This is a genomic window from Streptomyces katrae (genome assembly GCF_002028425.1).
Classification (GTDB): domain Bacteria; phylum Actinomycetota; class Actinomycetes; order Streptomycetales; family Streptomycetaceae; genus Streptomyces; species Streptomyces katrae_A.
On record NZ_CP020042.1, the window covers coordinates 2,496,930 to 2,508,910 of the forward strand.

General features: G+C 74.2%; 15 protein-coding genes, 1 tRNA gene and 1 pseudogene. 12 read left to right on the forward strand and 5 right to left on the reverse strand.

From position 1 onward, the window contains the following. Positions 1-75 precede the first annotated feature (75 nt). Together B4U46_RS11340 and B4U46_RS11345 are read left to right on the forward strand one after the other, a co-directional pair. Positions 76-1,236, forward strand: a complete 1,161-nt coding sequence (locus tag B4U46_RS11340) for a peptidoglycan-binding domain-containing protein (protein ID WP_123995634.1) — start codon at positions 76-78, stop codon at positions 1,234-1,236. A 133-nt stretch (positions 1,237-1,369) separates the two neighbouring features. After that, on the forward strand, positions 1,370-2,053 hold the full coding sequence (locus B4U46_RS11345; protein ID WP_079426577.1) for an HAD-IA family hydrolase: 684 nt from the start codon (positions 1,370-1,372) through the stop codon (positions 2,051-2,053). A 33-nt stretch (positions 2,054-2,086) separates the two neighbouring features. On the opposite strand, the gene B4U46_RS11350 is transcribed toward B4U46_RS11345, so the two are convergent. Next, complete coding sequence (locus B4U46_RS11350; protein ID WP_079426579.1) at positions 2,087-2,668, reverse strand: TMEM165/GDT1 family protein; 582 nt, start codon at positions 2,666-2,668, stop codon at positions 2,087-2,089. 534 nt (positions 2,669-3,202) lie between these two features. Here B4U46_RS11350 and B4U46_RS11355 point away from each other — a divergent pair. The 4 genes from B4U46_RS11355 (at position 3,203) to B4U46_RS11370 (ending at position 7,046) form a co-directional block, all read left to right on the forward strand. Further along, positions 3,203-3,886 carry an HNH endonuclease family protein gene (locus B4U46_RS11355; protein WP_079426581.1) on the forward strand — a complete coding sequence of 228 codons (684 nt, stop codon included), beginning with the start codon at positions 3,203-3,205 and terminating at the stop codon, positions 3,884-3,886. 113 nt (positions 3,887-3,999) lie between these two features. Next, positions 4,000-5,661 carry an alkaline phosphatase D family protein gene (locus B4U46_RS11360; RefSeq protein ID WP_079426583.1) on the forward strand — a complete coding sequence of 554 codons (1,662 nt, stop codon included), beginning with the start codon at positions 4,000-4,002 and terminating at the stop codon, positions 5,659-5,661. A gap of 105 nt (positions 5,662-5,766) precedes the next feature. Beyond that, positions 5,767-6,378, forward strand: a complete 612-nt coding sequence (locus B4U46_RS11365) for a DedA family protein (RefSeq protein WP_079426585.1) — start codon at positions 5,767-5,769, stop codon at positions 6,376-6,378. Positions 6,379-6,551: 173 nt separating this feature from the next. Beyond that, positions 6,552-7,046: a hypothetical protein gene (locus B4U46_RS11370; protein ID WP_079426587.1), complete on the forward strand. Its 495-nt coding sequence runs from the start codon at positions 6,552-6,554 to the stop codon at positions 7,044-7,046. Positions 7,047-7,049: 3 nt separating this feature from the next. Here B4U46_RS11370 and B4U46_RS11375 read toward each other — a convergent pair whose 3' ends face one another. Beyond that, positions 7,050-7,277, reverse strand: coding sequence for a DUF2277 domain-containing protein (locus B4U46_RS11375; protein ID WP_079426589.1), 228 nt, complete (start codon positions 7,275-7,277; stop codon positions 7,050-7,052). Positions 7,278-7,284: 7 nt separating this feature from the next. Further along, entirely contained in the window at positions 7,285-7,935 is a 651-nt protein-coding gene (locus B4U46_RS11380) for a TRADD-N-associated membrane domain-containing protein (RefSeq protein WP_237292813.1), read from the reverse strand. Between the two features lie 115 nt (positions 7,936-8,050). Here B4U46_RS11380 and B4U46_RS40605 point away from each other — a divergent pair, with 115 nt between their 5' ends. Next, complete coding sequence (locus B4U46_RS40605) at positions 8,051-8,125, forward strand: 50S ribosomal protein bL37 (RefSeq protein WP_099895366.1); 75 nt, start codon at positions 8,051-8,053, stop codon at positions 8,123-8,125. A gap of 59 nt (positions 8,126-8,184) precedes the next feature. Here the strand turns inward: B4U46_RS40605 and B4U46_RS11385 are convergent, their stop codons facing one another. Next, on the reverse strand, positions 8,185-8,763 hold the full coding sequence (locus B4U46_RS11385; RefSeq protein ID WP_079426591.1) for a hypothetical protein: 579 nt from the start codon (positions 8,761-8,763) through the stop codon (positions 8,185-8,187). 191 nt (positions 8,764-8,954) lie between these two features. Here B4U46_RS11385 and B4U46_RS40610 point away from each other — a divergent pair. Next, positions 8,955-9,185: pseudogene (locus B4U46_RS40610) on the forward strand (pyridoxamine 5'-phosphate oxidase family protein); the annotation flags it as partial. Between the two features lie 16 nt (positions 9,186-9,201). Beyond that, entirely contained in the window at positions 9,202-9,366 is a 165-nt protein-coding gene (locus tag B4U46_RS37310) for a hypothetical protein (protein ID WP_159402085.1), read from the forward strand. 68 nt (positions 9,367-9,434) lie between these two features. Here the strand turns inward: B4U46_RS37310 and B4U46_RS11395 are convergent. Then, positions 9,435-9,509 (reverse strand) — tRNA-Val (locus B4U46_RS11395). Positions 9,510-9,614: 105 nt separating this feature from the next. On the opposite strand from B4U46_RS11395, the gene B4U46_RS11400 reads away from it, so the two are divergent. The 3 genes from B4U46_RS11400 (at position 9,615) to B4U46_RS11410 (ending at position 11,968) form a co-directional block, all read left to right on the forward strand. After that, positions 9,615-10,859 (forward strand): hypothetical protein, encoded by a 1,245-nt coding sequence (locus B4U46_RS11400; protein ID WP_420543174.1) that lies wholly within the window; start codon positions 9,615-9,617, stop codon positions 10,857-10,859. 191 nt (positions 10,860-11,050) lie between these two features. Next, entirely contained in the window at positions 11,051-11,755 is a 705-nt protein-coding gene (locus B4U46_RS11405; RefSeq protein WP_237292815.1) for a DUF4383 domain-containing protein, read from the forward strand. A 9-nt stretch (positions 11,756-11,764) separates the two neighbouring features. Next, complete coding sequence (locus tag B4U46_RS11410; protein ID WP_045950330.1) at positions 11,765-11,968, forward strand: FmdB family zinc ribbon protein; 204 nt, start codon at positions 11,765-11,767, stop codon at positions 11,966-11,968. The last annotated feature ends 13 nt before the right edge of the window (positions 11,969-11,981 follow it).

Below are 11,981 nucleotides of genomic sequence, written 5' to 3' on the forward strand. Positions count from 1 at the left end.
ATGGCCTCTCGGAAGGGTTGGGTGGGGCCAAAGGGGTCTGCATAATCGCTGGCAGTGTCCAGGGAGGGGTTATCAGTGAGCGCTGAGCGCTGTCCGGAATGCGGCGCCGCGGGCGCCGACTGCACCTGTGCGCGAGGGTTGGGGTTCAACCCGCTGCGCATCCGCCCGTACATGGCCGCGCCCGGCGCCGACGGGACGGCCCCTCCCCCGACGCCGCCCCAGCCGGTCCTGGGTGCCATGGGCGAAGCCCCCACGACCGTGATCCCGCCCGTCGTGGCGGACCCGGCGGCCCCGTCCGGCGCGGCCCCCGAGGCCCCCACGGCCATGATCCCGACCGTGCCGTCCTACCCGACGACCCCGTCGGGCGCGGGCCCCGAGGCCCCTACCGCCATGATCCCGACCGCGCCGTCCCACCTGACGGCACCGTCGGGCGCGGGCCCCGAGGCGCCTACCGCCATGATCCCGACCGCGCCGTCCCACCTGACGGCACCGGCCGGGGCGGGCCCCGAGGCGCCTACCGCCATGTTCCCGCCCGTCCCGGCGGACCCGCACGGATCCGGCGGCCCGATATCCGGCGCCCCGACACCCGGGGCGCCGGTGGCCGACCAGACGATGCGGCTGCGGGCCGTGGCCCCGCCGGGGGTCGGGACGGCGGGGGCCGGGCGGCCGGAGCGGCGGCGGGTGGTGCCGTTGCTGGCGGCGGCCGGGGCGGTGGTGGCCGCCGGGGCGGTGGCGCTGGCGCTGGGGCTGTTCACGGGCTCCGGGAAGGACGGCACGGCGCTCGCGGACCCCAAGCCGTCGGTCCCGGTGACCGGCGAGGCCCCGGCCGACCCGTCGCAGACGCCGTCCGGCCCCGCGGAAAGCGCCTCCGCGTCGGCCTCGCCGTCCGCGTCGGCGAGTGCGTCCCGGTCGCCGTCCCCGTCCCCAAGCGGCTCCCGTACCTCGGCGGCGCCGTCTCCGAGCCCGTCCGCGAGCGCCCCCCGCACCACCAAGCCCGTCGCACCGCCTCCGCCGGCGCCCTCCAAGCCCCCGACCCTGCGCTCCGGCGACTCGGGCCCCGAGGTGCTGAAGCTCCAGCGGCTGCTTGCGGACCGCGGGATGTACAACGGCCGGTTCGACGGCCGGTACGGCCGCTCCGTGGAGCGGGCCGTGGAGGACTTCCAGATGGAGTCCGGGGTCTACGGGGACCCTTGGGGCGTCTACGGTCCGGCGACCCGGAGCGCCCTGGAGGGATAGCTCACGCGGGCGGCGGTGGCGCATACCGCCCCGGGTTTTGTATCGTGTAGGAACAAAGTGGTTCCGTCCACACCCCCTGACCGGTGGACGGAACCGCTTGTTCTCTTCTCCCGCCCCGTCTGGAGCCCCGCCGATGTCGGCCAGCACCGCCTCCGCCCACGTCGTCCTCACCGCCAGGGCCCTGCTCCTGGACATGGACGGCACCCTCGTCAACTCCGACGCGGTGGTCGAGCGCTGCTGGCGCGAGTGGGCGCTGTCGCACGGGCTGGACCCAGAGGAAGCCCTCAAGGTGGTCCACGGCCGCCAGGGCTACGCCACGATGGCCATCCTGCTCCCCGGGCGCCCGATGGAGCTGAACCACGCCGAGAACGCCGAGATGCTCGCCCGCGAGACGGCTGACACCGACGGCGTGGTGCCCGTCGCGGGCGCCCCGGAGTTCATGGCCGCGATCGCCCGCCTGCCGCACGCCCTGGTCACCTCGGCCGACGCCGCCCTGGCCGGGGTCCGCATGGCGGCCGCCGCCCTGCCGCTGCCGGACGTGCGGATCACCGCCGAGTCCGTCGGGGCCAGCAAGCCCGACCCGGAGGGCTTCCTCAAGGGCGCCGCCGAGCTGGGCGTGGACCCGGCCGACTGCGTGGTCTTCGAGGACTCCGGCGCCGGCATCGCGGCGGGCCTCGCGGCCGGCATGCGCGTGATCGGCATAGGTCCGCGCGCCGCCGCCCACGGCCCGACGGCCCACGTCGACGACCTCACCGCGGTCCGCGTCGAAACCGCCGACGACGGCTCGATCCGCCTCACCCTCGCCCCGGCGCGGTAGCCGCCCCGGGACGAGGGGACGCGACCGGCGGCCTCAGCCCGCGATCGCCTCGTAGAGGGAGAACCCGGCCAGCGCCGCCATGACGCAGGCCGCGACCTTGGTGATGAGCCGCAGCGGGACGTACTTCATGAGGGTGCGCCCGCCCAGGATGCCGATGCCCGCCACCGCCCAGAGGGCCAGCACGGCGCCGAGGCCGACGGAGAGCGGATTGTCGTACCGCGCCGCGAGGTTGGCGGTCATGATCTGGGTCAGGTCACCGAATTCGGCGACCAGGATCAGCATGAAGCCGGCGCCGGAGACCTTCCAGAAGGACTGGTCGGCGGGCGCCTTGACCTCTTCCTCCTCGTCGTTCTTCTTCAGCAGCAGCATGGCCGCGCCCGCGAGGAACAGCAGGCCCACGACGGCCTGCACGAGCCGGTGCGGCAGGAGCGTGAGCACGCTGCCCGCCGCGATGGCGAGCCCGACGTGCACGGCGAACGCGGCGGCCACGCCCGCGAAGACGTAGGAGGCGCGGTAGCGGGTGCCGAGCATCAGACCGGCCAGGGCCGTCTTGTCGGGGAGTTCGGCGAGGAAGACGACGCCGAAGGCGATCGCCAGCACGGTGAAGCTGAACACGGGGTGAAACCTCGATCGGTCGGGCAGGACGCCATCGGGACCGAGAGACCTGGGGTGTTTCAGGGGTCGCTTCGGCTCGGCGGCGCCCTGAGGTACGTCGACACGCCGCACACCGCGCGCATGCGGTGTGCGCACGCTGCGCCGCGCGCGTCGCGTCACATGGACAGGACACTGCGGCCGAAGGTCTCGCTGGCGGCCCGCTGACGCGGTCCGCCTCCGGGCGCCGGCTGGTGTGACCCAGCAGTATGTCGACGGTCCGGCGAAGAGCTACTCCCCTTCTGCTCCGTCCAGGGTACGCGATGACGGCCGCGACCCCCGGGAGTCCGGAATGTGAGCTTGGCCCCATTCTGCCCCGCTCCGAAGGCCGGAATCTCAACTTCCCCTTGAATGCGGGCCGTTGATCTCCTTGATGTGACGTGCCCATGTCGGCAATCTGTCACCTGGTGCCCATCCCCGCGACATCCGGCGCCGCCACCATGGCCGCGCCCCGCCGGGGCCGCACGGCCGTCAACCCCCCGCATCAGGGAGCCCCTCATGCCCCTCACGCCCTTCCGCGCGCCCTCCGTCTACGCGCGTCGCATCCGCCGCGCCGGACGGGCCGGCGTCCTCGCCTCCGCCGTCGCCCTCGCCGCCCTCACCTCCCTCGTCAACGCCCCGGCCGCCCTGGCCTCCCCGCCCACCCCCATCAGCGCCGCCGAGGCCCGCGCCTACCTGGCCACCGTCACCCCGGCCGCCGAGGGCTCCCTCACCGGCTACAGCCGCAGCCAGTTCCCGCACTGGATCACCATCTCCGGCAGCTGCAACACCCGCGAGACGGTCCTCAAGCGCGACGGCGTCAACGTCGTCACCGACTCCTCCTGCGCCGCCGTCAGCGGCAGCTGGTACTCCGAGTACGACGGCGCCACCTGGACCGCCGCCTCGGACGTGGACATCGACCACATGGTCCCGCTGGCCGAGGCCTGGCGTTCGGGCGCCAACACCTGGACCACCGCCCAGCGCCAGCAGTTCGCCAACGACCTCACCCGCCCCCAGCTCATAGCCGTCACGGACAACGTCAACCAGGCCAAGGGCGACCTCGACCCCGGCAAGTGGCTGCCGCCGCGCACCGCCTACCGCTGCACCTACGCCCGCTCCTGGGTCCAGGTGAAGCAGTACTACGGGCTGAGCATGGACGCCGGGGAGAAGACCGCCCTGGTGAACGTCCTCAACGGCTGCTGACACCCCGCCGCTCACCGGGAATTTTCACCCCCGCTATCCCCCGCCAGGGGGAGGCCGGGCCCCCGCCCCGCCCCGTACCGTGATCCAAAGGGCTGTCGAGGAGGGGGAGTCGGATGGCCGGACTGCGACTGGGACCACTGCTGCGCTACGTCGACTGGGACACGGGCGGCTCCGCCACGATATGGGTCGAGGCGGACCGCCCGTGCACCGCGGAGGTGCGGTGCGCCGACGGGTCCGGCGGCAGCGCCCGCACCTTCCAGATCACCGGCCACCACTACGCCCTCGTACCCGTCACCGGCCTGACGCCCGGCAGTGAAACGGCGTACGAGGTACTGCTCGACGGCGCCACCGTCTGGCCCGGGCCCGCCGGCCGCTTCCCGCCCAGCACGATCACCACCCCGGCCGTGGGAGGCGGCGCGGGCCACCCCGCGCCCGGCCTGCGGATCACGTTCGGCTCGTGCCGGCAGGCCGCCCCGCCCGCCGGCCGGCGCGGGCCGCACGGGGCGGACGCCCTCGACACCCTCGCGGCGCGGCTGGCAGCCGACCCGTCGGAGGCCCGCCCGGACCTCCTGCTGCTCCTCGGCGACCAGGTCTACGCCGACCATCTGTCGAAGGACACCCGGCGATGGCTGGCGGCCCGCCGGGACCTGCGCGAGGCACCGGGCGCGCAGGTCGCGGACTACCAGGAATACACCCGCCTCTACGACGAGTCCTGGGGCGACCCGGAGATCCGCTGGCTGCTGTCCACCGTCCCGAGCCTGCACATATTCGACGACCACGACGTCATAGACGACTGGAACACCAGCGCCTCCTGGCAGGCGGAGATGCGCGCGACCCCCTGGTGGCCGGAGCGGATCCTCAGCGGGCTGATGTCGTACTGGGTGTACCAGCACCTGGGCAACCTCTCCCCCGCCGAACTCGCCGCCGACCCCCTGTACGCGGCCGTACGGGCCACCCCGGACGGCACGGACGCGCTGCGCGCCTTCGCGGCCTCGGCCGACGCCGATCCGGCCTCGGTGCGCTGGAGTTACCGCCGGGACTTCGGCCGGACCAGGCTGCTGATGGTCGACACCCGGGCCGCGAGGGTGCTCGCCGAGGACGGGCGCGCCATGCTCGACCACGCGGAGCAGCGCTGGCTCCGGGAGAACGCCCTGTCCGGGCACGGCGGTTACGACCACCTGCTGATCGGCTCCTCGCTGCCGTGGCTGATGCCGCCGCTGATCCATGACGCGGAAGCGTGGAACGCCGCGCTGTGCCGCGGGGAGCGCGGGGAGAGATGGGCCCGGATCGGGGAGGACCTGCGGCGGCGCAGCGACCTCGAGCACTGGGCGGCGTTCCCGGCGTCGTTCGTCGCGCTCAGCGACCTGATCGAGGAGGTCGGGACGGGCCCGAAGGCCCCGGCGACGGTCGCGGTCCTGTCCGGGGACGTCCACCACGCGTACGTGGCCGAGCCGCTCATACCCAGTACGGCGCGGGTGTTCCAGCTGACCTGTTCGCCGGTGCACAACTCCATCCACACGGCGGTGAAATGGGGCTTCCGGCTGGGCTGGTCCCGGCTGGGCCGCTGGCTCGGCCGCGGCTTCTCCCGGCACGGCCGGACGGGACGGCCGCCGCTGAGCTGGCGGCGTACGGGCGGCCCCTGGTTCGGCAACCAGCTGATGACGCTGACCCTGTCGGGGCGCGAGGCCCGGCTCCGGCTGGACCAGGCCCGGCGGTCGCGGCCCGGCGCCCGCCTGCTGACGGTCCTGGACCGCCGGCTCACCGGAGCGGAGTAGGCCGGGGCCCTCGGGCGGGGGTGCCGGGCGTACGCTGTATGGCTGTCAAGCCGCCCCTGCCGCTCCCCCGCGACCACGCGGCGCTCCGGAATGGGGAGTCCCGTTGTGATCGAGACGCTGGGGTCGCTGACCGCGAGCCCGTGGATCTACGCCCTGGTGGCGGTGTCGGTCCTGCTGGACGTGTTCCTGCCGGTGCTGCCGAGCGGAGTCCTCGTGATCACCGGGGCGGCGGCAGCGGCGGCCGGCGGGCCGCCCTCGCGGGTCCCGGACGTCGCGGTCCTGCTGACGGTGGCCGCCACGGCGTCGGTGCTGGGCGACCTCACGGCCTACCGGCTGGCCCGCCGCAGCGGGCCCCGCCTGGACCGGGCCATCGCCCGCTCCCGCCGCCTGACCCGGGCCCACGACCGGCTGGGCACGGCCCTGGCCCGCGGCGGCGGCCTGCTGGTGGTCCTGGCCCGCTTCGCCCCGGCCGGCCGCTCGGTGGTCTCGCTGGGCGCGGGCAAGACACGGCGCACGCTGGCGGAGTTCCTGCCCTGGTCGGTCTTGGCGGGCATCAGCTGGGCGGGCTACAGCGTGGCCCTGGGCTACTTCGGCACCCAGTGGCTGGGCACGGCCTGGCTGGGCACGGCGGTCTCCCTCCTCGCCCTCTTCACGGCGGGCTCCCTCTCCGCCTTCCTCCTGCGCCGCCCCTCCCCCACACCCCAGGCCACCGCCTGACGCCACCGCCCCGCGGGGGCATGGGCCGGGTGGTCCAGTGGGTCACCCGTTCACCCGGCAGCAATCGCGGCCCGCCGCCCCGGCTTCTAGCGTCCAGAACACGGCACGCCACCGAACCGGCCTCACGTCACTGTCCCGGCGGCGCCGTTCCGAGGAGCCGAGGAGATCCCGCCATGCCCCCCATGCTCATCCGGCATCGCCTGACCGGAGTCGCCGCCGCGACGCTGGTCATCGCAGCCGCCGCACCCGCCTTCGCCGCCCCCGCCGGCGGCACGACCCCCTCCGCCACCGTCTCCCCCGGCACCGTCTCCCCGGGCGGCCGCGTCGGCCTCAACGTCGACGGCTGCAGCACGCGCACCGGCCGGGCGTCCTCCCGTGTCTTCAACACCGTCGCACTGGCCCCGGGCAGCGCCACCGCGAGCAACCTCTCCGGCGCGGCCACCGTCTTCAGCGACGCGGCCCCCGGCTCCTACCCGGTCACCTTCGAGTGCGGAGGCCGCCGGGTCACCGTCACCCTCCAGGTCGCCCCCGGTGCCGCCCGCGGCGGCCTCGGCGGAAGCGTCGACTCCATGAGCCGGGCCCAGATCGCCGTCGGCGGCACCCTCGCGGCCGGCGCGCTCGGAGCCGGGATCTGGCTGCTGCGCCGCCGCACGGCGCAAGCCCGCTGACCCTCACACCGCGGCAGCGGCCCGCCCGCGCACCTGCACCCCGTCCAACAGCAGCCGCGTCGCCTCGGCCACGGCGTCCACGGCGGCGTCGAACACCTCCTGGTTGTGCGCGGCCGGTGCCCGGAACCCGGAGACCTTCCGCACGTACTGGAGCGCGGCCGCGCGGATCTCCTCCTCGGTGGCCTTCTCGGGGATGGCGGGCGGGCGCAGGGTCTTGATGGAACGGCACATACCTCCACTATGACCCCGCGGGCGGCAGCTCCGCCCCGGAAAGCCTGATGACCAGCCCGGCCTGCAGCCTTGCCCGCAGGTCCGGATCGGCGATCTCCTCCAGCAGGGCGATCGCCTGCCGGGTGCCCTCCGCGGCCCGCCGGTCCTCGCGGAGGGAGGCGCTCTGGGCGGCCATGTGCCGCAGGGCGGCATCGGCCCGGCGGTGGAACAACTGCCCGACCAGGGTGACGACCACCCCGACGGAACTGGTCACCACCCCGATGTACGCCTCCCCGCCGCTCTCGGCCTTCCACACCCCGAGCCCGATCCCGAAGAGCAGCACGGCCGCGCCGACGCCCGCGAACCACTGGCTGGTGGCGAAGCTGGCGCGCGCCTGCGTCAGCCCGTACGCGTAGTACTCGACGAGCATCGGCGTGAATGCGTCGCCCGGCCCCCCACCCCCTTCCCTCCCCCCTGCGGAGGCGTCCACCAGCCGCGGATCCCCGGCCGTCCCGGTCTCCGTCGCCCTCTCCCCCAGCCGTGCGAGCAGCCGCTCCCGCTCGGCCTCGCGCGCCCGCTCGAACCGTCCCCGTCCCGGCCACCAGGCGGCCAGCCCCAGCCAGGCGGCCCCGAGCCCGAACGCCCCGACGGACCAGATCCACTCCCCGGCACCCGCCACACCCATCACCCCCCGCGGGATGGTCCCCGCGCCGCCGCGCGGGAAACCGGCCCGGATCCTAGACTGACGAACGCCCGGAACATCCGCGTTACAGGCGATTCAAGGGAGACGCCCGATGGCCAAGCGAGGAAACAAGAAGCGCGCCCGCAAGAAGAAGAAGGCCAACCACGGAAAGCGCCCCAACGCCTGACCGCGGCCCACACCCCCGCAGCCCCCGGCCGCAACCGGCCGGGGGCTCGTAGATGGGGATCACCTCCCAGGTATGCCGATGAGATCCGGCCCGTTGTCGATCAGCCGCCCCTGCCCCTTGACCCGGTCCCGCTCGGCGGGCGTCACGCACAGCGTGTCCCCGACCCACTTCTCCCGCCAGACGTAGCCCGGCTTGCAGGTACTGGGCCCGTACGCGCCCCCACCGGGCTGCCGGTTCGGATTCTGCGCATGCACCCGGTCCCGCTCGGCCGGGGTGACACACAGCGTGTCGCCGTCGTAACTGTCCCGCCACACGAACCCCGGCTTGCAGGTACTGGGCCCGTACGCGCCCCCACCGGGCTGCCGGTTCGGATTCTGCGCATGCACCCGGTCTCGCTCGGCCGGGGTGACGCACAGGGCGTCGCCGTCATAGCTGTCCCGCCAGACGTAACCCGATGGACAGGGCAACGCGTCGGTTTTGACAGCCGCCGGAGCCCGGGGCACGGCCGCCGCCGACGCCGGCGTCGCCAGGGACGCGATACCGCTGGCGACGAAGGCGGCCGAGGTCAGGACCATCGTGTAGCGGAGCATCCGGCGCTTGGCCGGGACCGGGCTCGGGGCGTGAACGTGATGGGACATGGCTGCTGCTCCTCTGCGTTCCGTCGCTCGGCCGTTCCGTAGCGACCGGACCTCAAGTAAGCGCAATCCGGCCCCCACGGGTCACGCCCCGGAAGAACGTGACTTGACGCCCCCACGCCACTCGTGCCTCACCCGCACCCCCTGGCAAGCTCCAGCCAAACGATCTCCGCACCCGATCGAAAGGCAGCCTGGTGGATGTCGAAGAGTTCCTCGCCCGCCCCCTCGTCGCACGCGTCGCCACGCAGGGGCCCGAGGTCCGGCCCGTGTGGTTCCTCTGGGAGGACGGCGCCTTCTGGTGGCTGACCGGGTCCTACTCCCGCATGGAACGGATCCTCGCCGCCGACCCCCGCGTCGCGCTGGTCGTCGACACCTGCGAGCTCACCGACGCCGAGGTGCTTTCGGTGACCTGCCGCGGCACGGCCCAGGTCGTACCGGGTCATGGGCGTAGAGGGTGGCTACCCCCAAGGGGGTGCGGCCGTCAGGATCTGCGAGTTCAGGATCCGCACCGAAGGCCAGCAGTACGCCCGCGTCCTGCAGGACACGCAGCGCGAGGCGGTCGGGCACATCGACCGGCTGCTCAGGGCCCGGCGCGACCGCTCCTGACCGTCCCCGTCGGTGTCAGATGTAGATGTCAAAGGCCCCCAACCGTGATCGGTTGGGGGCCTTCTGACTGGTGGGCGCGGACGGTTTCGAACCGCCGACATCTGCTTTGTAAGAGCAGCGCTCTACCCCTGAGCTACGCACCCGTGGACGAGTGGACAGCCTACATGGCGGGCGCACCCCCCACGCAAACCCGTTCGCGTGGGGGAGAATGGACCGGGGCTTGGCGGACGGGGTACGGGAGAGGGACTGTGGCGACGGCATCCCGGCGGTGGTTCGGTGGGCGGGACGAGAGTCGGCGGGCGGATGCGCAGGCGGCGAAGGATGCCGCCGCGGCCGCGTTCTACGAACTGGACACCGCCCAGCGGGACCTGCGGATCTCGATGGAGACCATCGCCGCCGCCGACGGCTCGCCCGCCGCGCGGCAGGCCGCCGAGGGGTTCGCGGCGCTCGGGCGGCGGATCGACGAGGTGAGCCACGCCTACATCGAGGCCGTCGACGCGCACGACCTGGACCGGGTCGACCTGGAGGGGTCCGTCGCGGCGGAGGCCCGGCAGCAGCTGACCCGGGCCCGGGAGGAACTGGTCCGGGTCAAGGAGGAGCTGGAGCGGTTCGCCCGGGGGCTGCAGCCGCTGCTGGACAAGGCCGAGACGCAGCTGGCCCGGGTCGCGCCGGCTCGGGAGCGGGCGAAGGCGGCGCTGCTGGCCGCGAGCGACGCGCTGGACGCCGTACGGGCCAAGGGGATGCGGGCCGACGACCTGGCGGCGCGGCTCGCCGCGCTGGGGCCCGAGCTGACGAAGCTGAACCAGGGCGCGGCGCAGCACGGGGTGCCGGAGACGGTGCAGCGGGCGGAGCGGATCCTGCGGGACGCGGGGGCGGTGCGGGCCGAGGCGGAGCGGCTGCCGGAGCGGGCGGCGGAGATCGACCGGCGGCTGGTGAGCCTGCGGACGCGGGCGCAGGCGCTGCGCAACCGGGCGGACCGGGTGGATCCGGTGCTCAGCGAGCTGCGCCGCCGGTTCAGCGCGGACTGCTGGCAGGACCTCCAGCACGTTCCCGACCAGGCTGTGCGGGACGTGGCGCAGGCCGAGGAGCGGCTGGCGGAGGCCGGTCGGGCGCGGGACGAGCAGCGCTGGGCGGACGTGACGGCGCTGGTCGAGGCGGTGCGGGCGGGGCTGGACGCCGTCGACGAGGCGGTGTCGGCCGCGCAGGACCGACTGTCGCGGCTGGAGGCGGTGGCGCGGGACCCGCAGGCGGAGGTGCAGCGGACCCGGTTCGCGATCCGGGACGCGCAGCGCCTGGCGATGGACGGCCGCAGCGTGCCGGATCCGCGGCACGCGCGGCCGCTGGACGAGTCGGTGGCCCGGATGGAGCGGGCGCTCGCGGGCCTGGAGGGGCGCCACCCCGACTACTGGCACTTCCTCCAGGAGATGGAGGAGGTCCGGGTGGCGGTGGGCCGGGTGGTGGCGGACATGCGGGGTCGCCGCGCCGCCGGGTGAGCCCTCCGGTGCGGCGGGAGGCGGCTGGGTGGCTGAGGCCGCCGGGGCGGCGCCGCGGGAGGCTGGGCGGCTGACCCCGCCAGGGTGGCGCGGGACCGGGGCGGCGACGGGGTCCGGTGGGGGAGGAGTTGTCCGGGGCGGGGGTTCGGCGGATGCTGGAGGGTGCCGGGAACGGAAACGAGGAGGGCGTCATGGCTGTCCATGCTTTCCACAGGCCGCGCGAGCGCCGGGCGCCCCCCGCGCGCCCGGAGACGTACGTGCCGCACGCCGCCTACGGGTGCACCGAGCCGCACGAGCACTACGCGCCCTACGTCCCCCACGAGCCCTACGGCCCGCCTCCCGAACGGCACGGTCCGCGGCTGGCGCAGCGCCTGCTGCACCCCGTCAACGCCCGGCTCGACGAGCACCTGCCCACCGACCACAAGCTGAGCAAGGTCTACCGGGTCGGCGCCGGGCTGACCGGTCTGCTCCTCATCGCCTTCGGGATCCTGGGCCTGGTCCACCAGATCGGGTTCTTCGACACCGGCGGCGACACCGTGCTGGCCCTGAACACCAACGGCGCGCTGAGCGTGCTGTCGATCTGCATCGGCATCCTGCTGGCCGCCGGCATGGTGATCGGCGGGACCTTCGCCTCCACCCTCAACATCGTGCTGGGGCTGCTCTTCATCGCCAGCGGGTTCGTGAACCTGGCTCTGCTGGACACCGGTCTGAACTTCCTGGCCTTCAAGATCCAGAACGTGCTGTTCAGCTTCGTCGTCGGCGTGATGCTGATGTGGTTCGGGATGTACGGGCGGGTGGGCAGCGCCCTCCCCCACGACAACCCGTACTGGCGCGCCCGCCACCCCGACGAGGCCGCCCGCGAGGAACGGGCCCGGGGCGGGGCGGCGGCCCGTTAGCCTGTGCGCATGCCTCGTTACGAATACCGCTGCCGGACCTGCGACGACACCTTCGAGGTCAGCCGTCCGATGGCCGAGTCGTCCGCGCCCGCCGACTGCCCCGCCGGGCACGCCGACACCGTGAAGCTGCTGTCCGCCGTCGCCGTCGGCGGGACCAGCAGTGCCCCCGCGCCCTCCGGCGGGGGCTGCTGCGGCGGGGGCGGCTGCTGCTGAGCCCGGACGGGGG

Excerpts from the sequence above, each read along its gene's own strand:
- B4U46_RS11345 (WP_079426577.1), top strand. The coding sequence starts at position 1,370 with ATGTCGGCCAGCACCGCCTCCGCCCACGTCGTCCTCACCGCCAGGGCC.
- B4U46_RS11355 (WP_079426581.1), top strand. The coding sequence starts at position 3,203 with ATGCCCCTCACGCCCTTCCGCGCGCCCTCCGTCTACGCGCGTCGCATC.
- B4U46_RS11360 (WP_079426583.1), top strand. The coding sequence starts at position 4,000 with ATGGCCGGACTGCGACTGGGACCACTGCTGCGCTACGTCGACTGGGAC.
- B4U46_RS11370 (WP_079426587.1), top strand. The coding sequence starts at position 6,552 with ATGCCCCCCATGCTCATCCGGCATCGCCTGACCGGAGTCGCCGCCGCG.
- B4U46_RS11375 (WP_079426589.1), bottom strand. The coding sequence starts at position 7,277 with ATGTGCCGTTCCATCAAGACCCTGCGCCCGCCCGCCATCCCCGAGAAG.
- B4U46_RS11385 (WP_079426591.1), bottom strand. The coding sequence starts at position 8,763 with ATGTCCCATCACGTTCACGCCCCGAGCCCGGTCCCGGCCAAGCGCCGG.
- B4U46_RS37310 (WP_159402085.1), top strand. The coding sequence starts at position 9,202 with ATGGGCGTAGAGGGTGGCTACCCCCAAGGGGGTGCGGCCGTCAGGATC.
- B4U46_RS11405 (WP_237292815.1), top strand. The coding sequence starts at position 11,051 with ATGGCTGTCCATGCTTTCCACAGGCCGCGCGAGCGCCGGGCGCCCCCC.
- B4U46_RS11410 (WP_045950330.1), top strand. The coding sequence starts at position 11,765 with ATGCCTCGTTACGAATACCGCTGCCGGACCTGCGACGACACCTTCGAG.